Consider the following 23,455-nt stretch of genomic DNA (forward strand, 5'->3'; position numbering starts at 1 on the left):
GAGACATCATGACCGAACCGCTGCGTATCGCCATCGTCGGTGCGGGGGTGATCGGCGCCGTGCACGCACGGCTCGTCGCTGCGCTCGGCAACGCCGGATCGCTGGCCGCGGTCGTCGATCTCGATGAGGCGCGAGGGCGCGCTCTCGCCGAGCAGTACGGCGTGCCTTTCCACACGTCGGCCGCTGAGGCGTACCGGGCCGAGCGCATCGACCTGGCGTCGGTCTGCCTTCCCAGTGCGTACCACGCGGATGCTGTCGTCGAGGCGTTGCGGGCGGGCGTCGACGTGATCGTCGAGAAGCCGATCGACGTCACCCTCGACGCGGCCGACCGCATCCGTGCGGCCGAGCGCGAATCGGGCCGCACGGTCTCGGTGATCAGCCAGCGGCGCTTTCAGCCGGTCGCGTCGTTCCTCCACCGGTCCATCGACGAGGGCGCGCTCGGCCGCATCACCTCGGGCGTCGTGGAGTCGGCGTTCTTCCGTCCGCAGGAGTACTACGAGTCGGGCGACTGGCGGGGCACCGCGGCGATCGACGGGGGAGGAGCGCTCATGAATCAGGGCATCCACGCCCTCGACCTGCTGCTGTGGATGCTCGGCACCCCGGTGTCGGTGAGCGCGAAGACCGGGCGCCTCGCGCACGAGGGCATCGAGGTGGAAGATGTCGCCGGCGCGATCATCGAGTTCGAGAGCGGGGCCATCGGTCTGCTGCTCGCGAGCACCGCGGCGTATCCCGGCCTGCCCGTGCGCCTGGCCGTGCACGGTTCCGGCGGCACCGCGGTGATGGAGAACGACGGGCTGTCGTTCTTCGCCTCGGCGACCGCCGCCCAACCCGAGGCGCACGAGCTCGTCGAGAGCGATGTGCCCGACGGCTGGAGCGACGTGGATGTCGCCCACCACCGCCAGTACCTCGACGTGGCGGATGCGATCCGCTCGGGTCGTCGTCCGGCGATCACCACCGACGACGGTCGACGTGCTCTGCAGGTCGTGCTCGCCGTCTACGAATCCGCCCGCACCGGGCGTCCGATCGACCTTCGGGAGTGAAAGAGGATGAGAGACATGGAAACCACGCGCGTCGCGATCGTCGGCATCGAGAACAGTCATGCCGAGGAGATCATCCGCTATCTCAACGTCGAGCGTCCGGCGAGCGTGCCGGTGCGCGTCGTCGCCCTCGTGGCGGGGGAGGCGGACCGCACGGCCGAGCTCGCCGAACTCGGCGGGATCGAGACCATCGTCGCCGAGTCCGCCGACCTGCTGGGTGAGATCGATGCCCTCATCGTCACCTCGCGCGATGGTGCCCTGCACCGCGCGCACGCCGTGCCGTTCCTCGAGGCGGGCACGCCGGTGTGGGTCGACAAGCCGCTCGCGGCGACCGTCGCCGATGCCGAGCAGATCGTCGCCGCCGCCGAGCGGGGTGGCACGGTTCTCACGTCGTCGTCGGCGCTGCGCTGGGTGACCGATACGGATGCCGTCGCCGAAGGCCTCGCCACGATCGGCGAGCTGCAGGCGGTCACGGTGACGGGACCGGCGGATGCCGGCAGCCCGTACAGCGGCATCTTCTTCTACGGCATCCACATCGCCGATGTCGCGCAGCGTCTCGTGCCCGGAACCCCCGAAGACATCGATGTGCAGGCCCTCCCGGGCGGTGTCGTCGCGCGCTACCGGGTCGACGGCGTGCTGGTGACGCTCGAGTTCGTGCGTCCTGACGCGTCGGGCCAGGTGCCGTTCCGCGCCGCCGCCGTGGGCAGCCACGGTGTCGTCAGCCGCGACATCGTTCTCGGGGCTGACTACGTGCAGCCGGGAGTGGACGCCTTCGCGCGGATGCTCGCCACCGGTGTCGCCCCCATCGCGGCGGCACAGCTGCTCGCGCCCATCACCGTGCTCGAAGCGGTGGCGAAGGCGGGGGCGCCGGTCGGCGCCTGAGTCACCGCAATCCCAGCCACCGCAACCCGAGTCATAAGGCCAAGATTTCACCGCGATGGTTGCGGTGCGATCTCGCCAGGGCTACCCGATTTTTCCCTGGTAATCAGATAGAAACAAGACTGTTACACCCTCTTCAATGAAGAAGCTATTGTAATGCAACCGTTTGCACGTTAGCGTGAAGAATCGGTTGAACCCCCACCGTTCATCGGGTGCCCTCGGGCCCCGTCGAAGAAGACCATGGAGGAACGAGAATGGCAAAACGCACCTGGATCGCGGCGGCCGCATCACTGGCTGCCGTGCTTGCGATCACCGGCTGCGCCGGAGGCGCAGACACCGGTGGAGAAGGCGATGCCGACAGCGGAGATCTCCGCGTATGGCTCATGCAGGACTCGGTGTCGGATGACGCGGTCGCGTGGCTCGAAGAAGAGTTCGCCGCCCAGAACCCCGGCTCCACACTGACCGTCGAGATGCAGCCCTGGGACGACATCGTCTCGCGACTGCAGACCTCGCTCGCCAGCAAGTCCGAGACGCCCGACATCGTCGAGATCGGCAACACGAAGACCGCGACGTTCGCGAACGTCGGCGCTCTCGCCGACCTCAGCGGCCTGTACGACGAGGTCGGCGGTGACGACCTCATCCCGAGCTTCGTCGACGCCGCGACCCTCGACGGCAAGACCTACGCCTACCCGCTCTACGCGGGCACCAGCGTCGTGTTCTACCGCACGGACCTGCTCGAGAAGGCCGGCATCCCCGAGCCCGAGACGCTCGACGACCTCGTCGCCGCATCCGCCGCGGTGCAGGCCGCGAACCCCGAAGCGGTCGAAGGCTTCAAGGGCATCTACTTCCCCGTGGTCGACGTGCACGGCCTCGAGGGCTGGCTCTTCTCCCACGGCGCGAACTACGCGCACGAGAAGGACGGCGAGTGGGTCAGCGGTCTCGACACCCCCGAGGCCAAAGCCGCGTTCGAGCAGATGCAGACCATCTGGGATACCTCGGCGCTCGGCGCACTCGACGCCAAGGAGACGGCCGGCAACCCCTGGGTGCCGTACAACAACGGCGAGGTCGCGATGTTCTCGTATCGCGTTTTCGCGCAGGACAGCATCTCGCCCGAGCTCGCCGACGTCACAGGCGTCATGGCGCTCCCGCCCGTCGAAGCCGGTGGCGAGAGCCACCAGTTCCTCGGCGGCTCGAACGTCGCGATCGCGGCGAACTCCTCGAAGCAGGAGCTCGCGAAGAAGGCGATGAAGCTCATCCTCAGCGAAGACTTCATGAGCCAGCTCGCGGCCGACTCGGGATGGGTGCCCGGCAACACCGCCTACGCCTCGGCCATCCCCGACGGCATCGTCGACGCGGAGCTGCAGCAGCAGATCGCCGAGACGAGCGAGCTCACACCGGCGGCTCCCAACTGGGCGATCGTCGAGGGCAACAACATCCCCGTCGATCTCTACTCGGCTCTCGCCCGCGGTGAGGACATCGACGAGGTGGTCAAGCGCATCGGCGCGAAGATCGAAGAGACCCTCAACGCGAAGTGATGATGGCCACCCCCGTGATCGACGTCGAGGTCGCCCCCCAGGCGACCCCGCAACAGCCCGCTCCCCGCACGCGCCCCCGGCGCGTGCGGGGGGCGCTGCTCCCCTACTTCCTGATCACGCCACTGCTCGTGGCGGTCATGATCGCCCTGGGGTGGCCACTGCTGCAGCAGTTCCTGATGTCGCTGCAGAAGTTCGGACTCGCGCAGCAGTTCGGCGCCGAGCCCGAATGGGTCGGACTCGCCAACTACGCGAAGATCCTCACGGATCCCGCCATGTGGGTCGTGTTCATCCGTTCCGTGCTGTTCTGCGCGGTGTGCGCCTCGCTGTCGATGGTCATCGGCATGCTGCTCGCCCTGCTGTTGACCAAGGTGAGCACCTGGGCGCGCATCGCGCTGCAGGTGACGCTGCTGCTGGTATGGGCGACGCCCGCACTCGTGACCATGGTCATCTGGCAGTGGCTGTTCGACGCTCGCTACGGCCTCGTCAACTGGATCCTCGCCCGCATCGGCTTCCCCGACATGGCGGGCTTCCCGTGGACCTCCGCGCCCATGGGCGTCTTCACGATCGCGGCGATCACGGTGATCTGGGGCAGCCTTCCCCTGATCGTGTTCATGATCTACTCGGCGCTCACGCAGGTGCCGAACGAAGTGCTCGAGGCGGCTCAGCTCGACGGCGCGGGTCCGTGGACGCGCTTCCGTCATGTGACGCTGCCCCTCATCACCCCCGCGGTGATGATCGTCGGTCTACTGCAGATCGTGTGGGACCTGCGCGTCTTCACCCAGATCTACGTGCTGCAGCAGGCCGGGGTGTCGATCGAGGAGACCAACCTCCTCGGCACGTACATCTACCGCATCGGCATCGGTCAGGGAGAGTACGGCGACGCTTCGGCCCTCGCCACCATCGTGCTCATCCTCACCCTGCTCCTCACCTGGAAGTACATCGCCAAGATGTTCGCTCAGCAGAAAGAGGTCTCGGAATGAGTTCGACGACGTTCCCCCAGACCACCGACATCGCGGCGGTCGTTCCCCCGCGCTCGCGCCGCACTCTGGGCAACCGCAACGATGCCCGCCGGCGCACCTGGAACGGCGTCGCGGTCGTGGCCGCGTTCTTCCTCGTCTTCCCCATCTACTGGATGGTCAACACCGCGCTCTCCGACAACGAGGAGCTGTTCTCGCGCACGCCGCGGTTCTTCCCGTTCCCGCTGAGTTTCGACAGCTTCGGGAGCATCCTCGCCGACGGCGGCTTCTGGTCGGCGCTCGGCATGAGCGCGGGTGTCACGGCGGTCGTGGTCGTCGTGGCCGTGCTGTTCGGATTCTTCGCCGCCATCGCGGTCAGTCGCTTCCGCTTCAAGGGCGGCGGGTTCATCATCCTGCTCGTGCTCATCGTGCAGATGATTCCGACCGAGGCGCTGTTCATCTCGCAGTTCCGCATGCTCGACGGATGGAACCTGCTCAACTCGGTGGGCGGTCTGTCGCTGCTCTACATCGGCGCGGTCGTGCCGTTCACGGTGTGGCTGCTGCGCGGCTTCATCCACGGCATCCCGGCCGAACTCGAAGAGGCGGCCATGGTCGACGGCTGCAGCCGCTTCGGGGCGTTCATGCGGGTGACCCTGCCGTTGCTCGGCCCCGGTATCGTCACGGCATCCGTCTTCTCGTTCCTGCAGGCGTGGAACGAGTACACGCTCGCCCTCGTCGTCATGACGAAACCCGGAAACGCCACGCTCCCGCTGTGGCTGCAGACGTTCAGCAGTGAGCTGTCGGCGACCGACTGGGCGGGCATCATGGCGGGGGCGACGCTCATCTCGGTGCCCGTCGTCATCCTGTTCCTCTTCGTGCAGGGCCGTCTCGGCGCCGGCATGATGGCCGGTGCCGTCAAGGGCTGATCGATCGACGCGAGAGAGCGCCGGGTCTTCACGGATCCGGCGCTCTCTTCTGCGTGTGCGGCTCTGCGTGTGCGGCCGTCAGTCGGCGGATGCCGTGACGAGCCGCACGACCGCATCGTCGGCGGCCAGGTCGGGCGCGATGAGATCGAGCAGGGCCCGGTGGGGATCGGCGGCGGCGGCCCGATCGGCGATGTCCGAGGCGGCGACATCGTCGATCGGGCGACCCGCGCGCACCTCGGCCCGCGCGAAGCGGATCCAGGCGGCGATCGCCGTGATCCCGGCTTCGCCCGTGGCTCCGGCGGCGCGGTCGAGTCGCACCGGCTCCACCACTCGCGACCGCAGCTTCACGCTGCCGTCGATCGCGATCTGTCGCAGGTGATGGGCGATCGCCGGGTTCTCGAACCGGGCCCGCAGATCCCGGCGGTACGCGGCGAGGTCGAGGTCGACGCCCGCGGCCGCGGCCTCGGCTGCGGCGGTGAGGTGGCGTTCCGCGAGATCCCACAGATCGTCGACGGCCGCGGCGCACTGCGGGTCGCCGATCGCTTCGGCGATGGTCGAATGACCGCGGCGGATGCCGTCGTACGCGAGAAGCGAGTGCGCGCCGTTGAGCATCCAGAGCTTGCGCTGCTCGAAGGGGGCGATGTCGCCGACGAAGGTCGCGCCGGCCGCCTCCCAGGCGGGGCGTGCGGAACGGATGCTGCCGCTGAGGATCCAACTGTGGAACGGTTCCGTGACGACGAGCGCGGGGTCTCTCCGGCCGGCGCGCGCCGCGAGCGCGTCGATGTCGGCATCGGTGGTGCGCGGGGTGATCCGGTCGACCGAGGTGCCGACGATGTCGACCTGGGCGCTGATCCACGAGCGTAGGTGCGGTGACGCCAGTGCGGCGAGATCGTCGAGGGCGGCGAGGAGCGCCGCCCGGTTGTTGCTGAGGTTGTCGCACGGGATGAGCGTGAGGGTCGCGTCGGGCAGCGCACGCCGCCGCGCGTCGAGGGCCCACAGCAGGCGCCCGGGCATGGTCTGCAGGGCGCGGGCGTGTGCGGAAGGCGCCACTTCGGGCGCCTCGGCAGATGCCGCAGGCGCGGATACCGCGGCGGGGTCGTCGCCGAGCAGTCCGGAGAGCAAGTCGATGTCGGCGGCGACCTCGGGGTCGGTGCGATCGAGGCGTCCGTGGCCGTCGAGGCGGTATCCCTTCTCGGTCACGGTCAACGTGACGATCGTCACGGCGGGCCGCGCGAGGTAGTCGCGCAGCGCGGCGACATCCGCCCCGTCGTGGGCCGCGACGATGCTCGAGACGGTCTCGATGCGGTCGCCGTCGCTGCTGCGGGTGATGAGCGAGTACACGCAGTCCTGGTGCGCGAGTAGCTCGGCGGCATCGGGGGAGCGGCCGGTGAAGGCGGCGATCCCCCACTCGTGAACGGGGTCGGCGCGAGCGGTGTACCAGGCCTGGTGCGCCCGATGGAACGCTCCGAGTCCGAGGTGCACGATGCGTACCGGGGCGCGCGGCGTCAGCCGGTCGAGGGTGTTGTTCACGGGTGCTCCGGAGAAGTCGAGGGGGCCTGGGGCCGGCCCCGCCTCTTCAACCTATGATGCGTTCACCGGTCATGCAAGCGATTGCATAAGCGCGTGATCGCGCGGGGCGATCGACGGCGCACTGGAGGCGCGCATCCGCACCACCGGCTGCAGCATCGTGCGCACCGTCCCGCCGCCCGACCGCCCGAGCTGGCGCAGCAGGGTCGCCGCCGCCAGGCGCCCGATCTCACGCTTCGGGGGCGAGACGGCGGTCAGCGGCAGGTCGGCCCCGGCGGCCTCCTCGTCGTCGTACGCCACGAGCGCGAGGTCTCCCGGCACCGCCAGGCCGACGTCGCGCAGGTGCGGCAGCAGGGCGGCGGCTTCGCGGTCGCCCAGGCAGACGACACCGTCCAGCTGCTCCGCGCGGGCGTGCTGCGCGTAGGCGGCGAGGGCTTCGCGGTCCCAGATCCGACGCCGCACCACCGCGCCCGGCGCGCGGTCGAGGGTGAGGTCGGCGACCGCGCGCTCGTACCCTTCCCATGCCGCGTCCGAGGTGGCGGTGTCGCAGCGCCCGAGGAATCCGATGCGTCGCCGTCCGCGGTTCACCAGGTGGCGCACCGCGGCGTAGCCCCCGGCGATCACGTCGGTGCAGATGTACGACAGCGTGTCGTCCGGGGCCGCGTACGGCGGGCGCCGCTCCATCAGCACGACCGGGATCGGCAGGGCGCGCAGCAGGTCGAGGCGCGGCGTGGGGTCGGTCATGTGCAGCGTGGGGGCGATGAGCAGGCCGGCGCTGCCGGACGAGACCAGATGGCGGATGCGCCGCATCTCCAGCGCGTCGTCGTACTCGCTCGAGACGACGTGCAGCGTCGTGCCCGCGGCATCCGCGATCTCGGCGATGCCCTCGATCACCGCCGGGAAGTAGTAGCTCAGCGACGGAACGATCACGCCGATCGTTCCCCGTGGTCGGGGGGTCGGCCGGTGCGCGACGTAGGTGCCGGATCCTTGTCGGCGAACCAGCGCCCCCTCGTCGACCAGCCGGCCGACGGCGCGACGAACCGTGTTGATCCCCACCGCGTACGACGACGCGAGCGCGCGCTCGGTGGGGAGGCGATCGCCGTGAGCCCACTCCCCGGCGTCGACCCGGGCGCGCAGCTGCTGGGCGAGGCTCAGGTAGAGCGTCTGCGTCTGCGGAAAGGCTCCCACATCGACTCCTCGTGCGACGGTCGGCGTCATGCAACCGTATTCATTTCGTAGGTCGCCACGCAAGGCCTTCCCGCATCGGGGTGTCCTCGAACGTCGACGTCGCCGATCGATTCATTCCCTCATTCATTCCCCGTTCGGCCCGTTCGTTGACCCCCGATCACCGCCCACGTCACGGTGGCTCTCACGACGACTCCGCACCGGGCGGGGCAGAAGGAGACACCGATGATACGCACACGCTGGCTATCGGCCATGGCCGTCGCAGGCCTCCTCGCGGGAGGGGTGGTCGCCACCGGCGCCGCCCCCTCGGCGCAGGCCGTCACCACCGAACTCGCGATCACCTCGCCCGTCGACGGCAACACCGTCAGCGGCGACACGCTCACCGTCGAGGGCACGTTCGCGAACGTCTCCGAGCTGGTGCTGGTCGTCGGAGCGCAGGAGCTGATCCCGATCCCCGTGACCGGCACCTCCGGCACCTGGACGCTCGACCTCGACATCTCCGACACCGACGGACGCCTCGACCTCGCCGTGCGCGGACGCGACCTCACCACGCTCTACACGACCTGGTCGGAGTTCCTCGCGGTCGACGTCGACAACCCCGCCGCATCGCGCCCGGTCGTCACGATCGTCTCGCCGGCCGAGGGCGCGTACGCCGGGTCGACACTCGACGTCGTCGTCGAGGTCGAGACCGCCCGCGCGCTCGACGCCGTCGAGGTGCGCGTGAACGGGGGAGCCTGGCAGAGCGCGGTGGCCCAGGGCGGCAACCTGTTCGGAGCATCCTTCCCCGTCTCGGCGGCCGAGCACGCCAGCATCGAAGCCCGCGCAGAAGACTGCAGCGGTCACCGCGGCGAATCGTCGACGACCTACGTCGCACTCGGCGGCGCACTGCCCGAGACGCCGGTCGTCTACGACCAGGACCGCTCGATGTGGATCTGGGAGCGCGCCTCGTACGAGGCGGTGTTCGACGAGGATGCCCGTGACCGACTCGGTGCCGTCATGGACGACACGACGACGTTCGGCTCCGACGCGATCCGCACCATCTACCTGGGCGTCGACCGCTACGGCGACATCGACATGCTGCGCGACTCCCGCGACGAGGTCGCCGCGTTCGTCGAGTGGGCCCGTGACCGCGGTTACCACGTGCAGGCCACCGTCGCCGGAGGCACCCGCCCGCCGTACCTCGGCGCGCTGGAACCCTTCGAGCACTTCGCGGTCGACGAGTTCGAGAAGGTGCTCGACTACAACCTGGCCGTGCCCGAAGAGGCCCGGTTCGACGGCATCAACGTCGACATCGAGCCCTACATCCTCAGCGACTGGAAGGTGCCGGGCAACGACCTCCCCTACCGCTGGCTCGAGATCCTCGACACCCTCATCGAACGCCGCGATGCCTCCGGGCTGCCGGTGATCGTGGGCCCGGCGATCCCCCGGTGGCTCGACTCGTCGGACTGCTGCACGTCGATCACCTGGAACGGCCAGACGAAGCCGCTCAGCGACCACATCCAGGACATGACCGACTACATCTCGATCATGGACTACCGCGACACCGCCGACGGCAGCGCGGGCATCATCGCCCAGGCGCAGCATGAGATCGACTACGCCAACCAGATCGGCAAGCCGGACTCGGTCATCATCGGCATCGAGACGAAAGACCTGTCGGGCACCGGCGACCCCGAGACCGTGACCTTCTGGGAAGAAGGACGCACCCACCTCGAGGGCGAGCTCGACAAGACCTACGCGGCGTTCCAGAACGACGCGTCATTCGGAGGCATCGCGATGCACCACTACGACGACCTGCTCATTCTGCCGTCGGCGTGGGACGACGCGCCACCGGTGTACTACCCGGTGCCCGGAGCAGGACCGGGAGGCCCTGCGATGCCATGACCTCGGGGGCGAGGAAAAGACGGGGCGGTCTCCTCTCGGGGCCGCCCCGTCGCCCGTCCCAGACGAGCGATCGCGTCCCCCCGGCATCCGGAACCCTAGAATGGCCGACATGGTCGGTCGGGGGAGATACGCCAAGGGCGTCGCGAAGCGGGAGGAGATCCTGCAGGTCGCGCTCGACGTCGTGGCGGAGTTCGGGTACCGCAAGGCATCCAACCGCGAGATCGCGGATCGGGTCGGGCTCACGCAGCCCGGGCTCATGCACTACTTCGCCTCGCGGGAAGAGCTGTACATCGAGGTGCTGCGCGCGCGGGATCAGCGCGACCTGGTGGAGTTCTTCGAACCGGATCAGACCTTCGCCGGTTTCCTCGGCATCATCGCCCACAACACGACCGTTCCCGGACTCGTGCGGCTCTACGTGGAGTTCTCGGCCGAAGCCACGATCCCCGGGCATCCCGCGAACGCGTACTTCGTCGAACGCTACGCCTGGGCGCGCAGCGTGCTGACCGGAGTGATCGCCCGCGCCCAGGCGGCGGGCGAATTCGGGCCTTCGGTCGACCCGGCGATCGCGGTCGATCTGGTTCTCGCCAGCGCCGACGGTCTGCAGGTGCAGTGGCTGCTCGACCCCCGCGTCGAGATGGTCGAGCGGCTCTCGCGCATGTGGGACGGCATCCGCCTGGCGTCGTTCCGCGACTGACGCGTCCCGGGCGCCCGCCCCCGGCTCCTCCACCCCCGGCTCCACCCCTCCACCCCGCTGCGGGATCAATATGTCACGTCATAACGCCCGGGAACGTGACATATCGATCCCGCAAGCTACAGAAAGCGGCCGGAACGCGGGCGGAACGCGGGCGGAACGCGGGCGGAAAGCGGCCCGCTCAACGCCCGAGCTGTTCCGCGCACCGCACGCAGTACTCGGCGAAGGGCCGCACCTCGAGGCGGGTGGCGGGGATCGGCTCGCCGCAGTTCAGGCAGATGCCGTAGGTGCCGGCATCCATGCGGGCGATCGCGTCGTCGACCTGCTGCAGTTCGGATGCCGCGGCCTCGGCGAGCCCCGTCAACCGCGACCACTCCGACGACAGCGTGACACCCTCGGGGTCGTGCTCGTCGTCGTCGTTCGAGCCCTCGCGGTCGTGGGTGAGCTGGTTCAGCACGGCCGCGGTCGCCCGCACCCGGGCATCCGCCTGGGTGCGCATCGCCGTCAGCAGCGCGCGCAGCCTGAGGTCGTCCTCCTCCATGCCGCCACCCTACTCGGGGCCCTTCGTCTCGTCGTTTCGCTCCTCGCTCAGGGACCGGTAGTCGGAACCGGTTCCTGAGCGAGCGAAGCGAGACGAAGGGCCTCAGCCCTGCTGCTGCCGCCGCAGCTCGGCGCGGGTCTTCGGCTCGGGCGTCTCGATGGTCGGCACGCTGTCGGTGTGCACCGAGGGGTGGTCGCGTTCGAGTGCGGCGCCCTCCATGTCGACGTTCGGCAGCATGCGGTCGAGCCAGCGCGGCAGCCACCAGGCCGAGCGGCCGAGCAGGTGCATGAGCGCGGGCATGAGCAGCATGCGCACGACGAACGCGTCGAGCAGCACGCCGAAGGCGAGACCGAATCCGATCGACCGGATGATCGTCGACTCCGAGAAGATGAACCCGCCGAACACCGACACCATGATGAGCGCCGCGGCGATGACCACCGAGCGTCCGGCGCGGAAGCCCTGGGCGACGGCATCCCGTGCCGATGCTCCGTGCACGTACGCCTCGCGCATGCCGGAGGCGAGGAACAGTTGGTAGTCCATCGCGAGCCCGAACAGGATGCCGACGAGGATCACCGGCAGGAAGCTGAGGATCGGACCGGTGCTGTGCAATCCGATGATCTCGGCGCCCCAGCCGAACTGGAACACCGACACGATCAGGCCGTACGTCGCGAACAGCGAGAGCACGAAACCGCCGGTGGCGATGATGGGCACGAGCAGCGAACGGAACACGACGATCATGATCAGCAGCGATAGGCCGACGACGACCACGAGATACAGCGGCAGCACTCCGGCCAACGCCTCGGAGATGTCGATGTTGATCGCGGCCTGACCGGCGACGCCGAGGGTGATGCCCCCGTCGAGCTCGGGGAGCGAGCGGATGCTCTGCACGAGCTGTTCCGTCGAGGCGCTGTTGGGGCCTTCGGCGGGCAGCACCTGGAAGGCGAGCAGCGTGTTGTCGTCGGAGGTCGCGATGGGCGCCACGGCGACCACATCGTCCTGGTCTGCGAGCCTCTGCGCGATGTCGACCTGCGTGGCGAGCAGATCGTCGTCGCTGACCGCGTCGTCGAGGGTGGCGGTCACGAGCAGCGGCCCGTTCGCGCCCTCGCCGAACTGGTCGTCGACGGCGTGGAACGCGCGGTAGCTGGTGGAGTCGCTGGGCTCGCTCGCTCCGTCGGGCAGGCCGAGGCGCATCGACATCGCGGGGATCGCGATGATCAGCAGAGCGATGACGCTCACGAGAACGGTGACGATGGCGCGCAGCGTCGACATCTGCTTCACGGGCTTGCCGGCGGCGTGCGGCTTGCCGACGGTCGCGCGCGCCTTGCGGCTGAGCAGGCGGTCGCCGACGAGCGACAGGATGGCGGGCGCGAGGGTGATCGCGACGAGCACGGCGACCGCGACGCACACGGCGCCGACGGTGCCCATGAGCCCGAGGAACGGCACGCCGGTGACGTTGAGGGCGAGCAGCGCGACGATGACGGTCGCTCCGGCGAACACGACCGCGGTGCCCGAGGTGCCGGTGGCGAGACCGATCGATTCGCGCACGGGCGATCCGGCCAGCAGCTGCTTGCGGTGCCGGTTCACGATGAAGAGCGAGTAGTCGATGCCGACCGCGAGGCCCAGCATCACACCCAAAACGGGGGTGACGGATGCCATGTCGACGACGCCCGAGAAGGCGAGCGATGCCGTGACACCGACGCCCACGCCCACGATCGCGGTGATGATGGGCAGGGCGGCGGCGATGAGCGAGCCGAGCATGACGATCAGCACGACCGCGGCGAACGCGAGTCCGATGGCCTCGCCGATGCCGAAGATCTCGGGCACACCCTGAGCGATGTCGGTGCCGAAATCGACCTCGACTCCGTCGACCGGAGCATCCGCGAAGTGATCGATCGTGCCCTGCTTGACCTCTTCGGAGAGTTCGAGGCGCGGGTCGACGAACGAGATGTTGACGATCGCGGTCGAGCCGTCTTCCGACACCACGCCGATGCCGTTCGTCAGGTCGAGGAGGGTCGCACCGAGGTCGGCCTGCTCGGCGCTGGCATCGAGCTCGTCGCGGTTCTGGTTGATGGTCTGCTGCTGCACCTCGAGGTCGGCGAGTTGCGCTTCGAGCGCGAGCTTCTGCGCATCGATGGCTGCGAGCTGCTGCGCGGAGGCGCCGGCGGCTTCGGCCTGCGCGCGCACGGTGTCGAGCTGCGCCTGACCGGATTCGATCTGGGCGCGACCGTCGTCGAGCTGGGCCTGACCGGCATCCAACTGGGCGCGACCATCGGTGATCTTGGTCTGGCCGTCGGCGAGCTCCTGCGCCTGGTCGGCCTGCTGCTGTTGCGCGTCGAACGGATCGACCACCGAGGCGATGCCGTCGAGGTCTTCCGCGCTCGCCGCGAGGGCGGAGATCTCCTGCTTCTGCTCGCCGGTGAAGGGCTCACCGTCAGTGGTCTGATAGACCACCGTGCCGGTTCCGCCGGCGGTGTCGGGCAGCTTCTCGGCGAGCTCGTCGATCACCTCGCCCGAGGCGGTGCCGGGGATGTCGAAGCTGTTGCTCAGCGTGCCGCCGAGGGTGAGGAACGCGCCGACCCCGAGTCCGAGGATGATCACCCAGGAGATGACCACCGCCCAGGCTCTGCGTGCGGCGAACGTACCCAGGCGGAAAAGCAGCGAAGCCAATGTGATCTCCTTCAGACTCACATGAGCATACGGTACGTCTCGTCTAGGGTTCTGTGGCTATCCTGAATGCATGGTGAACGAGCATCGGAGCGGACCCGTACGCAGCACCGCTGCGCGCGAGGCGATCCTCGACGCCACGGCCCGGCTCTTCCACAATCAGGGCTACGACCGGCTCACGATCGAGGGCATCGCGAAGGAAGCCGGCGTCGGCAAGCAGACGATCTACCGGTGGTGGCCGTCGCGCGGAGCCTTGATCGGCGAGTGCCTGGCCGAGGGCCGGCTCGTGCCGGTCGACTTCGTCGTTCCCGACACCGGTGACCTGACCGCCGATGTCGAGGCCTGGCTCGGCAGCGTGCTGTCGATCCTCGACGCCCCCGAGGGCGGCGCGCTGCTGCGCTCGCTGGTCGCTGCCGCCACCGAAGACGCCGGAGTCGGCGCCCACCTCAGTGCCAGTCTGGGCGTGGAGCGGTATCTGGGCGAGCGCTTGCGCGGGGGCATCCGCGACGGTCAGCTGGCCGCCGACGCACCGGTGCAGCAGATCGGTCGCGCGATCCTCGGCGCGATCATCGTCGAATCCCTCGGGCGCGAAGAGCACGACCCCAGCGGCATCCTCACGCTCGTGCGCTTCCTGTTCCGCTGACCGGGCTCGCGGGTCTGGGTCGCTGAGCGTGTCGAAGCGCCCGCCTCAGCCGAGGATGAGTGTGAGAACCGTCGCCCCGCCGCCGCCGAGGATCAGCGCGATGATCGTCGTCCACGCGATGATGCGGATGCGCTTGTTGCGGCGCTCGCCGAGATCGCCGTAGTCCTCGCTGGGCTCCGGTCGCACGCTCTCGCGGCGGGCCGGCTCGTTCGGCTCGGGACGGCGGCTGAGGTCGCTCATCAGGCCACCGGCTCGCTGACGGTCGGGCCGAAGTACGACGGCAGCGTCGCGGCCGAGCGCTCGCGCAGTTCGGCGGCCGAGACGGTGAACACGCCCTGCACCTCGAGCTGCGGTTCGCTGTCGGTCACGCCGATGCGCATGACCGGGTAGCCGCGCCCTTCGCAGAGGCCACGGAACTTCACGTCGTCTTCGCGGGGAACGGTCACGATGACGCGACCGGTCGACTCCGAGAACAGGGCGGATGCCGCATCCACACCGTCGCGATCGATGATCTCGTTCAGCCACACGCGGGCTCCGACGCCGAAGCGCATGACGCCTTCGGCGAGGGCCTGGCCGAGGCCGCCCTCGGAGAGGTCGTGCGCCGACGAGATCAGCCACTCGTCACGGGCTGCCGAGAGCAGACCGGCGAGGCGCTTCTCACCCGCGAGGTCGACCTTCGGGGGGAGTCCGCCGAGGTGCTGGTGCACGACATCGGCCCACGCCGAACCCGAGAGTTCGGTCGAGGTGGTGCCGAGCAGGTAGATGTTCTGGCCGATGTCCTGCCACCCGGAGGGGATGCGGCGCGACACGTCGTCGATGATGCCGAGCACGCCCACGAGCGGGGTGGGGTGGATCGGAACGTCGCCGGTCTGGTTGTAGAACGAGACGTTGCCGCCGGTGACCGGGGTGCCCAGTTCGAAGCATCCGTCGGCGAGGCCGTCGACCGTCTGGCCGAACTGCCACATGACCTCGGGGTTCTCGGGCGAGCCGAAGTTGAGGCAGTCGGTGATCGCGGTCGGCACCGCGCCGGTGACGGCGACGTTGCGGTACGCCTCGGCCAGAGCCAGCTGTGCACCCGCGTACGGGTCGAGCTGGCAGTAGCGGCCGTTGGCGTCGGTCGAGATCGAGAAGCCGAGGCCCGACTCCTCGTCGACGCGGATCATGCCGGCGTCGTCGGGGAAGCTGAGGGCCGTGTTGCCGAGCACGAAGTAGTCGTACTGGTTGGTGATCCAGCTGGTGTCGGCCAGGTTCGGCGAGCCGACCAGGTCGAGGAACTGCGTGCGCAGGGTCTCGGGGTCGTTGGCGCGGGGCAGCAGCTCGGCGGCATCGGCCTGCAGGGCGTCGATCCACGTCGGGTACGCGACCGGGCGGTCGTAGACGGGGCCGTCGACCGCGACGGTCGAGGGGTCGACGTCGACGATGCGCTCGCCCTGCCAGTCGATGATGAGGCGTCCGTCGCCGGTGACCTCGCCGAGCACGGAGGTCTCGACCTCCCACTTGTTCACCACGGCGAGGAACGCGTCGAGCTTCTCGGGCGCGACGATCGCCATCATGCGCTCCTGCGACTCCGACATGAGGATCTCTTCGGCGGTGAGCGACGGGTCGCGCAGCAGCACGTTGTCGAGCGAGACCTTCATCCCGCTGTTGCCGTTGGCGGCGAGCTCGCTGGTCGCGCACGAGATGCCGGCGGCGCCCAGGTCTTGGATCGCCTCGACGAGCTCGTCGCGGTACAGCTCGAGGCAGCACTCGATGAGCACCTTCTCGGCGAACGGGTCGCCGACCTGCACCGCGGGGCGCTTGGTCGGGCCGCCGTCGGCGAACGTGTCGGAGGCCAGGATGCTCGCGCCGCCGATGCCGTCGCCACCCGTGCGGGCACCGAACAGCACGACCTTGTTGCCCACGCCGGTGGCGTTGGCGAGCTTCAGGTCTTCGTGACGCAGCACGCCCACCGCGAGGGCGTTGACGAGGGGGTTGGCCTGGTAGACGGAGTCGAAGACCGTCTCGCCGCCGATGTTCGGCAGGCCGAGGCAGTTGCCATAGAAGCTGATGCCGCTCGTCACGCCGTGCACGACGCGCGCCGTGTCGGGGTGGTCGATGGCACCGAAGCGCAGAGCATCCATCACCGCGACCGGGCGTGCGCCCATCGAGATGATGTCGCGCACGATGCCGCCGACGCCGGTCGCCGCGCCCTGGAAGGGCTCGATGAACGAGGGGTGGTTGTGCGACTCGGCCTTGAAGGTGACGGCCCAGCCCTCGCCGACGTCGACGACGCCCGCGTTCTGGCCCATGCCCACCATGAGGCGTTCCTTCATCTCGTCGGAGACCTTCTGGCCGAAGCGGCGCAGGTAGTTCTTGCTGCTCTTGTACGAGCAGTGCTCCGACCACATGACCGAGTACATCGCCAGCTCGCCCGAGGTGGGGCGGCGGCCGAGGATCTCGCGGATCTTCGCGTACTCGTCTGGCTTGAGTCCGAGTGCCGCGTACGGCTGCTCCTTCTCGGGCGTCGCGACGGCGTTCGAGACGGAGTCGGGGACGTGCTTGCGGGCAGGTGCAGGGGCGGTGGTCACGCACACTCCAAGAGAAAGGGGCCGGCGGGCGGTCTTAGTCTACCGGGGCGGGGTGGGGCCGGAACCCGACGCCATCGGCGCTCGGGCCCCTCCTGCGGGACCCCTCCTACGGGCTGCGGGATCGATATGTCACGTTCCCGGGGCGTTTGGCGTGACATATCGATCCCGCAAGCGAGGGAGAGGGGGTGAGGGGGCGAGCGGAGGGGGGCCTGGGGCTAGCGGGAGGGCGACGCGGCCGCGAGACGGGCCGACAGGGTGGCGGATGCCTCGGCCAGGGCCGCCGGACCCTCGATCGTGAACGGCGCGTCGAAGCGGGCGACGAAGGCGAGGATGCCGATCCACGACCACGAGCCGACCGTGAGGCGGCAATGCCCGGAGTCCAGCTCCTCGAGGGTCGCGTCTTCGAGGTACGGCACGATGTCGCGGGCGGGCAGGTCGAGCACCACGGTGCCGATGCAGGGCCAGAGGTCGACGGCATCCGATCCCTTCGACCGGGCGGCGAGGAACGTGCGGGCATCGGCGCCGCCGGGGAGCGCGCGCGGTGTGAACGTCGGACCGACAGGGATGCGCGGATGCATCCGGTCGAGGCGGAAGAAGCGCCAGTCGTCGCGGTCGAGATCCCAGGCGATCAGGTACCAGCGGCCTTGGCGCGCGACGACGTCGTGGGGCTCGGCGCGGCGGCGCGGAGCATCCGTCTGCCCGTAATCGAACCGCAGCACCTGGCGGTCACGCACGGCGGCGCTCACGGCTTCGAGGGTGGCGGGGTCGGCGCGGTCGGCGCTCGCGGTTCCGCTGAACCGGATGCCGTCGATGCGGTGCCGCAGTCGAGACGGCATCACCTGACGCACCGTTGCGAGGGCCCGTTCGGCGCCTTCGTCGATGTCGATGCCGGTCGAGGGGATGCTCTGCAGCGCGACCGCCACGGCGATGGCCTGCTCGTCGTCGAAGAGCAGGGGAGGCAGTTCCGAGCCGGCGGCGAGACGGTATCCGCCGTCTGGTCCCTTGATCGCACCGATGCGGTAGCCGAGCTCGCGCAGGCGGTCGACGTCGCGGCGCACGGTGCGCGGGCTCACCTCGAGGCGTTCGGCGAGCACGGCGCCGGGCCAGTCGCGCTGCGTCTGCAAGAGCGACAGCAGCGCGATCATCCGAGACGAGCTTCCGGTCATGTCTCTCATTGTGCTCCGAGAAGAGGACCGAATCTGACCTCTTCTGTCGAGAAGCTGTCCCTACGGGCATCCGCTCGGCTCACTCAGAAGGAGACCTCATGGCCATCACCACCACTACGCACCTCAACTTCGCCGGCACCGCGCGCGACGCACTCGACTTCTACGCGACCGTCTTCGGAGGGTCCGTCACGGCCGCGACCTACGGCGACTTCGGCATGCCCGCGGGCGTGCCCGGCGCCGACAAGATCGTGTTCGGGCGGGTCTCGGGTGGAGCGATCGCGCTGATGGCCTACGACATCCCGGGGGCGACGGATGCTTCGGCCACCGCCGGAACCACCCGCCGCGAGAACGGGGCCACCCTCACCGACCGCACGTTCTTCCAGTCGCTGCAGGCGTCGTCGCTCGACGAGCTCACCGGATACTGGGATGCTCTCGCCGAGGGGGCCACGATCGTCGAGCCGCTCGCGGCCTCGGCCTGGTCGGCCGGGTTCGGTATGCTCACCGATCGTTTCGGCGTGACCTGGGTGCTCGACGTGGCCTGATCGGGTCTCGTTCCCGGGTGGTGACCGGCGGCGGGTGTCCCTAACTCAGGACGAACGAGCCGAATCGGCCCGAATCCGGGGGTTTTCGGGGCGACCGGAGCGGTTTGTCCTGAGTTAGGGACGGGCGGTCGGCGCAGCGCGCGGTGCATAACTCCTCAGATTCGACGCCGAGGGCCCCAAATCGATCGATCCGGGGCCCCTCGCGCATGACTAGGAGGAGTTATGCGCCGGTGAGGTGCGTCACTCGGGCCGCTGAGCGGTGCCAAATGTCGGTTCTGAGGGCTCAGAACCGACATTTCGCACCGCTCACGCGCGGCTCAGCGGTGCGCGCGATCGACCAGGCGCCAGGTGCCCGGCAGCAGTCCCGCCATGGCGACGATCTTGATCGCATCGCCGATGAGGAAGGGCACGACGCCGAGCGTGATCGCGGTCGCGAGGTCGACCCCGACGAAGCCCGCGAGCCACGGCACGCCGCACGCGTAGATCGTGAGCGATCCGAGCCCGGCGAGTCCGATCGTCGAGAGCACGGTGCGGTCGGCGCGGCGGCGGGCCAGCGATCCGACGAGCAGCGCGGCGATGACGTATCCGACGATGTACCCGAACGACGAGAAGGCCCAGCCGGCGTTGCCGCTCGCGAACAGCGGCACGCCGCCGACGCCGAGTACCAGGTAGATGAGGGCGCTCGTCGCGCCGCGGGCGGGGCCGAGCGCAGCGCCGGTCAGCAGCACGGCGAAGGTCGCGAGCGACAGGGGCACGGGCGTGAAGGGCAGCGGGATCGCGATGTACCCGGCGACGGTGATGAATGCCGTTCCCGCGAGGGTGAGCGCGACATCGCGCACGCGGGCTCCCGGTACGAGATCGGCGAGCACCAGAGCGGGGCGCGAGGGGGCGACGGATGCGGACATGATTCCTCCTGAACACTGTTCACCTGAACACTGTTCGGTACAGTAGCACCATGAACGCGGCATCCGCAGACCAGCCCGCCCCGAGGCGCAGCAAGACCGACGTCGTCGACGCCGCCATGAGCGTGCTCGCCGAGAACGGCATCGCCGGTCTCTCGATGCGGCGCATCGCCGACGTGCTCGACGTGCAGGTCAGCGCGCTGTACTGGCACTTCCCGAACAAGCAGGCGCTGCTCGCGGCGGTCAGCGGTCGCATCGCGGCGGGAGGGGCGGATGCTTCGCACCTCGCCGAGAGCGCCACCGCACTGCGCGAGAGGCTGCTCGCCCACCGCGACGGCGCCGAGGTCGTGTCGAGTTCGCTCGCCCTCGGGTTGCTCGAACTCCCGGCGCGCACGCAGATGGTCGAGGCGGCGCTCGCCGCAGGGCTGTCGGATGCCGCGGCCGAGGTCGCGGCCGACACCCTCGTGCACTATGTGATCGGATTCACCTTCCACGAGCAGCAGCGGCTGCACGCGGCGGTCGTCGGCGCAGCCGATCCGTCGGTCGACCTCTCGCCCGCACGGATCGCCGTGACCGGTGGAGACTTCGAGGCGGGGCTCGCGATGGTGGTGTCGGGCATCCGCTCGTCCGCCGCGGCGGCGCGATAGGCGCGGCATCCGTCATCCGGGAGGAGATCGGCATTCGGGAGGACGGATGCTGCGAAAACGACCTCCTGAACGACGATCTCCTCCCGAATGAGGCCGCACCCGCACCCGCACCCGCACCCACAACCCCACCCCACGCGAAAGCGCCCGCCCCCGCAACCGGGGACGGGCGCTCGCGTCAGTGCCTCAGACCTCGAGGCGACGGCGACGACGCGCGGCGGCGAACATGCCTCCGCCGACGAGCAGCACGAATGCCAGCAGTGCGGCTGCCGTGGGCAGCTCTCCACCGGTGTCGCTCAGGCGGTCGCCGGGGGTTGCAGCCCCTCCGCCACCGGTGCCTCCGCCGGTGCCTCCGTTGCCCGGCACGGCGGCCGCGACGACAATCGCCGTCGGGTCGCTGGTGACCGAGCCTTCACGGAAGCCCTCAGCCGAACCGCTGACGGTCACCGTGATGCGCTTGCCGAGAGCATCCGCGGGGATCACGAACTCCGGGCCGGCGTCGACGGCGCGGGCGGCGAGCAGGCCGACGGGCTCTTCTTCGGCGGGAGCCTCGGGCGTGACCGGCACGCCGTCGATGTTCCACACGTAGCTGAGCTCTGCGTCTTCGGGCCAGCCCGCAGACGAGGCGGTCAGGGTCTTGCCTACGATCGCCTCACCCGAGATGGTGGGTGCCGTGTCGGGCAGCAGCACCTCGGCGACCGCCGTCTCGACGCCGCAGTCGGCGCAGGTTCCGCCGACGCTCGTGACGCGAGCCGACGTGGCGAAGGATCCGCCCGGGGCCGCGTCGATGATCGTCGCGTTGAGTTGCAGCGTGGCAGCGGTGGCGACGGCGGTGCCGGCCGGAACGGCCCAGGTGAGGGTCGTGCCCTCGAGCGTCGCACCGGCGGGCAGGCTGTCGAGCGTCGCGTTCGCGAGCAGCTCGGTCAGGTCGACCGAGACGACCGAGGTCGCCAGCGGCACGCGGCCGGTGTTCGTCGCCGTGACCGTGTACGTGACCGGGTCGCCCGGGAAGAGCGCCTGCTCGCTGCCGCCGGTGAGGGCGACCGAGAGCTTGTCGGGCCAGGCGGGCTTGCCGGGCTCGAGGATCCAGTCGGCCCAGAAGGCGGTGAGGTCGATGCCCGCGAGCTGCTCGGCGGCGGCCTTGAGGTCGGCTCCGGTGCGGCTCTGGCCACCGTTGGTGGTCTGCCAGTCCTTGATCAGCGTGAAGAAGGCGTTGTCGCCGATCGCGACCCGCAGGGCTGCCCAGAACTGCGCGCCGCGCGTGTACGTCTGGTACCCGTAGAGGTCGGCGGATTCGGTCTGCAGACCCGGTGCGATGTTCCAGTTCGCGCTGGTCGATGCCGCGCTGTTCCAGGAGTTGAAGTACGTCTGCTCCGACAGGGTGCCGGCGCCGAAGCCCTCAGACGAGTTGTAGTACGAGGGGCCCCACGTGGCCATGCCCTCGCCCATCCAGATGTCGGTCCAGATCGAGGGGGCGACGTTGTTGCCGTACCACTGGTGGGTGAGCTCGTGGATGAGCGTGTTGCCGTTGACCGAGTTCACGCTCGGGAAGAACGAGCGGTCCTGGGTCTCGAGTGCGTAGTTGATGGCGGTCGGCACCGTCTTCACGATCACGCCGGTGCTGTTGCCCGGGTAGGGGCCGTACATCTTCTCGAGGTTCTGCGTGATGGGCTGCAGCTGCGTGATGCGGTTGCGCACCGTCGTCTTGTTCGCGTCGCTGAGGCCGAAGTCGATGAACGACCACGACGGGATGACGCGGCCGTCGGTCAGCGTGACGCTGCCTTCGACGACCTCGTATCGGCCGATGCCGATGACGACGAGCTCCGAGGCCATCTGCTTGTTCTGGCGCCACGTCCAGGTGGTGCGGTCGCCGCCCGCATTGGGCGTCTTCGAGACGAGCTCGCCGTTGCTCGCGACCGCGCCCGGAGCGGTGACGCCCGCGGTGTTCGCGAGGGTGGTGGGAGCATCCACCGAGATCGTGTACGTGGCCTTGTCGCCGGGGGTGTTGTTGTGCGGGAAGCCGGTCATCATGCCGATGGGCTGGCCCAGCAGCATCGCGCCGTCGTTCGTGCCGCTCCAGCCTTCCTGGCTGTCGTCGGCGTCGGTGTGGAACACGGGAACGCCGCTGTAGTTCACCGTGACGGTGAACTGTCCGCTGACCGGGGTGTCCGGGGTGACGATGAGCTTGTACTTGATGGCTTCCGCGTCGACGTCGCGCGTCCAGGTGGCGGGCTGGCCGTTGACGAGCACGCTGTCGACGGTGAGGCCTTCGAAGTCGAGCGAGAAGCTGCGCAGCGTCGAGGTGGTGCGGGCGGTCATCGTCGTCGAGGCGGAGTCGAAGTTGCCGGTGATCACGGCGGAGTTGCCGGTGCCGGCGACGCCGGTGGGGCTCCAGGCGATGTCGATGTCGTAGTCGAGGGCGTCGTAGCCGCCGTTGCCGACGTTCGGGAACATCGGGTCGCCGGCGGTGCGCGGTCCGTCGATGGGGTCATCGGCGGCGGATGCCGGGACTGCGGTGGCGAGCATGGAGCCGGCGAACAGCGCGGTGACCATGGTGGTCGCGAGCAGCCGCCGACGTCGGGGGGAAGTCAGTCGGGTCATGAGTACTTTCGGGTAGGCATGAAAGAAGGCGACCGGTCACGTCGTCGTGGTGCAGGGGTGGGCTTGTGGCCATGGCCGCGGAAGGGGGTATCCGCAACCTAGGAGGGTCCTATGTCAGAAACATATCGTGGGTGTGTCGCCCATGTTGCAGGAAATATTCCTGTATTTAAGACGGCCCCTTTACGCCAGGGGTCGGCGGATGCCCCGCCCCCGAATACCCGTCACCGCGCACATCGGCAAGGGGGTTCACGCGGGCGCCGGACTCTCGTAGAAAAGAGGGGATTTCGAAGGAGAGACCATGGCCGCAGGCGATATCGAGACATTCCACCGCAACGGGATCTGGTTCAACCGCATCGAGGGCGAGTCCCGCACGTTGGGCAGCAGCTTCTCGACCGAGCACGAAGCGATCAAGGTCGGCCGCAGCGCCGCCGTCGCCCGGCAGGTCGAGCACACCGTTCGTACGGAGGAGGGGCCGTCGGAAGACTCCAGCATCTACGCCCTCCACCCCCGCGATCGGGTCGGCGGGTCCGCCGCGACGAAGTAGCGCCCGCCGCTCGCGGTGAGGGGT

The 23,455-nt window shown here is 69.2% G+C and carries 20 protein-coding genes; 11 read left to right on the forward strand and 9 right to left on the reverse strand.

The window, feature by feature from the left end; translation table 11 throughout:
- Positions 1-8 precede the first annotated feature (8 nt).
- The 5 genes from ACIOSY_RS03290 (at position 9) to ACIOSY_RS03310 (ending at position 5,333) form a co-directional block, all read left to right on the forward strand.
- Positions 9-1,040, forward strand: coding sequence for a Gfo/Idh/MocA family protein (locus tag ACIOSY_RS03290; RefSeq protein WP_400848917.1), 1,032 nt, complete (start codon positions 9-11; stop codon positions 1,038-1,040).
- A 15-nt stretch (positions 1,041-1,055) separates the two neighbouring features.
- Positions 1,056-1,919, forward strand: a complete 864-nt coding sequence (locus ACIOSY_RS03295; RefSeq protein ID WP_400848920.1) for a Gfo/Idh/MocA family protein — start codon at positions 1,056-1,058, stop codon at positions 1,917-1,919.
- 251 nt (positions 1,920-2,170) lie between these two features.
- Positions 2,171-3,451: an extracellular solute-binding protein gene (locus ACIOSY_RS03300; RefSeq protein ID WP_400848923.1), complete on the forward strand. Its 1,281-nt coding sequence runs from the start codon at positions 2,171-2,173 to the stop codon at positions 3,449-3,451.
- Positions 3,451-4,431, forward strand: coding sequence for a carbohydrate ABC transporter permease (locus tag ACIOSY_RS03305; RefSeq protein ID WP_400848926.1), 981 nt, complete (start codon positions 3,451-3,453; stop codon positions 4,429-4,431). The genes ACIOSY_RS03300 and ACIOSY_RS03305 overlap by 1 nt, the downstream gene beginning before the upstream one ends.
- Positions 4,428-5,333, forward strand: a complete 906-nt coding sequence (locus ACIOSY_RS03310) for a carbohydrate ABC transporter permease (protein ID WP_400848929.1) — start codon at positions 4,428-4,430, stop codon at positions 5,331-5,333. Before ACIOSY_RS03305 ends, ACIOSY_RS03310 begins: the two co-directional genes overlap by 4 nt.
- Positions 5,334-5,411: 78 nt before the next feature.
- Here ACIOSY_RS03310 and ACIOSY_RS03315 read toward each other — a convergent pair whose 3' ends face one another.
- Complete coding sequence (locus ACIOSY_RS03315) at positions 5,412-6,863, reverse strand: mannitol dehydrogenase family protein (RefSeq protein WP_400848932.1); 1,452 nt, start codon at positions 6,861-6,863, stop codon at positions 5,412-5,414.
- Positions 6,864-6,932: 69 nt separating this feature from the next.
- Entirely contained in the window at positions 6,933-8,078 is a 1,146-nt protein-coding gene (locus ACIOSY_RS03320; protein ID WP_400848935.1) for a GntR family transcriptional regulator, read from the reverse strand.
- A gap of 192 nt (positions 8,079-8,270) precedes the next feature.
- On the opposite strand from ACIOSY_RS03320, the gene ACIOSY_RS03325 reads away from it, so the two are divergent.
- Together ACIOSY_RS03325 and ACIOSY_RS03330 are read left to right on the forward strand one after the other, a co-directional pair.
- The gene (locus tag ACIOSY_RS03325; protein WP_400848938.1) at positions 8,271-9,926 is read left to right on the forward strand and encodes a hypothetical protein; all 1,656 of its coding nucleotides are present in this window, start codon (positions 8,271-8,273) and stop codon (positions 9,924-9,926) included.
- 109 nt (positions 9,927-10,035) lie between these two features.
- A complete protein-coding gene (locus tag ACIOSY_RS03330; protein WP_400848941.1) occupies positions 10,036-10,620 on the forward strand; it encodes a TetR family transcriptional regulator in 585 nt (194 codons plus the stop codon).
- 178 nt (positions 10,621-10,798) lie between these two features.
- Here ACIOSY_RS03330 and ACIOSY_RS03335 read toward each other — a convergent pair whose 3' ends face one another.
- On the reverse strand, positions 10,799-11,158 hold the full coding sequence (locus tag ACIOSY_RS03335; RefSeq protein ID WP_400848944.1) for a TraR/DksA family transcriptional regulator: 360 nt from the start codon (positions 11,156-11,158) through the stop codon (positions 10,799-10,801).
- 102 nt (positions 11,159-11,260) lie between these two features.
- Entirely contained in the window at positions 11,261-13,825 is a 2,565-nt protein-coding gene (locus ACIOSY_RS03340; RefSeq protein WP_400848947.1) for an MMPL family transporter, read from the reverse strand.
- 70 nt (positions 13,826-13,895) lie between these two features.
- Between ACIOSY_RS03340 and ACIOSY_RS03345 the strand changes: the two genes are divergently transcribed.
- Positions 13,896-14,465, forward strand: coding sequence for a TetR/AcrR family transcriptional regulator (locus ACIOSY_RS03345; RefSeq protein ID WP_400848950.1), 570 nt, complete (start codon positions 13,896-13,898; stop codon positions 14,463-14,465).
- Positions 14,466-14,510: 45 nt separating this feature from the next.
- Here ACIOSY_RS03345 and ACIOSY_RS03350 read toward each other — a convergent pair whose 3' ends face one another.
- From ACIOSY_RS03350 to ACIOSY_RS03360, 3 genes are all read right to left on the reverse strand, one after another.
- Positions 14,511-14,705, reverse strand: coding sequence for a hypothetical protein (locus ACIOSY_RS03350; protein WP_400848953.1), 195 nt, complete (start codon positions 14,703-14,705; stop codon positions 14,511-14,513).
- Positions 14,705-17,032: a phosphoribosylformylglycinamidine synthase subunit PurL gene (purL, locus tag ACIOSY_RS03355; protein ID WP_400848956.1), complete on the reverse strand. Its 2,328-nt coding sequence runs from the start codon at positions 17,030-17,032 to the stop codon at positions 14,705-14,707. The genes ACIOSY_RS03350 and purL overlap by 1 nt, the downstream gene beginning before the upstream one ends.
- 215 nt (positions 17,033-17,247) lie before the next feature.
- The gene (locus ACIOSY_RS03360) at positions 17,248-18,198 is read right to left on the reverse strand and encodes a helix-turn-helix transcriptional regulator (protein WP_400848959.1); all 951 of its coding nucleotides are present in this window, start codon (positions 18,196-18,198) and stop codon (positions 17,248-17,250) included.
- 98 nt (positions 18,199-18,296) lie between these two features.
- Between ACIOSY_RS03360 and ACIOSY_RS03365 the strand changes: the two genes are divergently transcribed.
- Positions 18,297-18,740 (forward strand): VOC family protein, encoded by a 444-nt coding sequence (locus ACIOSY_RS03365; RefSeq protein ID WP_400848962.1) that lies wholly within the window; start codon positions 18,297-18,299, stop codon positions 18,738-18,740.
- A 317-nt stretch (positions 18,741-19,057) separates the two neighbouring features.
- On the opposite strand, the gene ACIOSY_RS03370 is transcribed toward ACIOSY_RS03365, so the two are convergent.
- Entirely contained in the window at positions 19,058-19,645 is a 588-nt protein-coding gene (locus ACIOSY_RS03370) for a biotin transporter BioY (protein WP_400848964.1), read from the reverse strand.
- A 50-nt stretch (positions 19,646-19,695) separates the two neighbouring features.
- Here ACIOSY_RS03370 and ACIOSY_RS03375 point away from each other — a divergent pair, with 50 nt between their 5' ends.
- Positions 19,696-20,289 carry a TetR family transcriptional regulator gene (locus ACIOSY_RS03375; protein ID WP_400848967.1) on the forward strand — a complete coding sequence of 198 codons (594 nt, stop codon included), beginning with the start codon at positions 19,696-19,698 and terminating at the stop codon, positions 20,287-20,289.
- Between the two features lie 183 nt (positions 20,290-20,472).
- Here ACIOSY_RS03375 and ACIOSY_RS03380 read toward each other — a convergent pair whose 3' ends face one another.
- Complete coding sequence (locus ACIOSY_RS03380; protein ID WP_400848970.1) at positions 20,473-22,887, reverse strand: M1 family aminopeptidase; 2,415 nt, start codon at positions 22,885-22,887, stop codon at positions 20,473-20,475.
- A gap of 298 nt (positions 22,888-23,185) precedes the next feature.
- On the opposite strand from ACIOSY_RS03380, the gene ACIOSY_RS03385 reads away from it, so the two are divergent.
- The gene (locus tag ACIOSY_RS03385; protein ID WP_400848973.1) at positions 23,186-23,431 is read left to right on the forward strand and encodes a DUF2188 domain-containing protein; all 246 of its coding nucleotides are present in this window, start codon (positions 23,186-23,188) and stop codon (positions 23,429-23,431) included.
- The last annotated feature ends 24 nt before the right edge of the window (positions 23,432-23,455 follow it).

Origin of the sequence: Microbacterium sp. NPDC087665, assembly GCF_044743285.1 — a bacterium.
Lineage (GTDB): Bacteria > Actinomycetota > Actinomycetes > Actinomycetales > Microbacteriaceae > Microbacterium.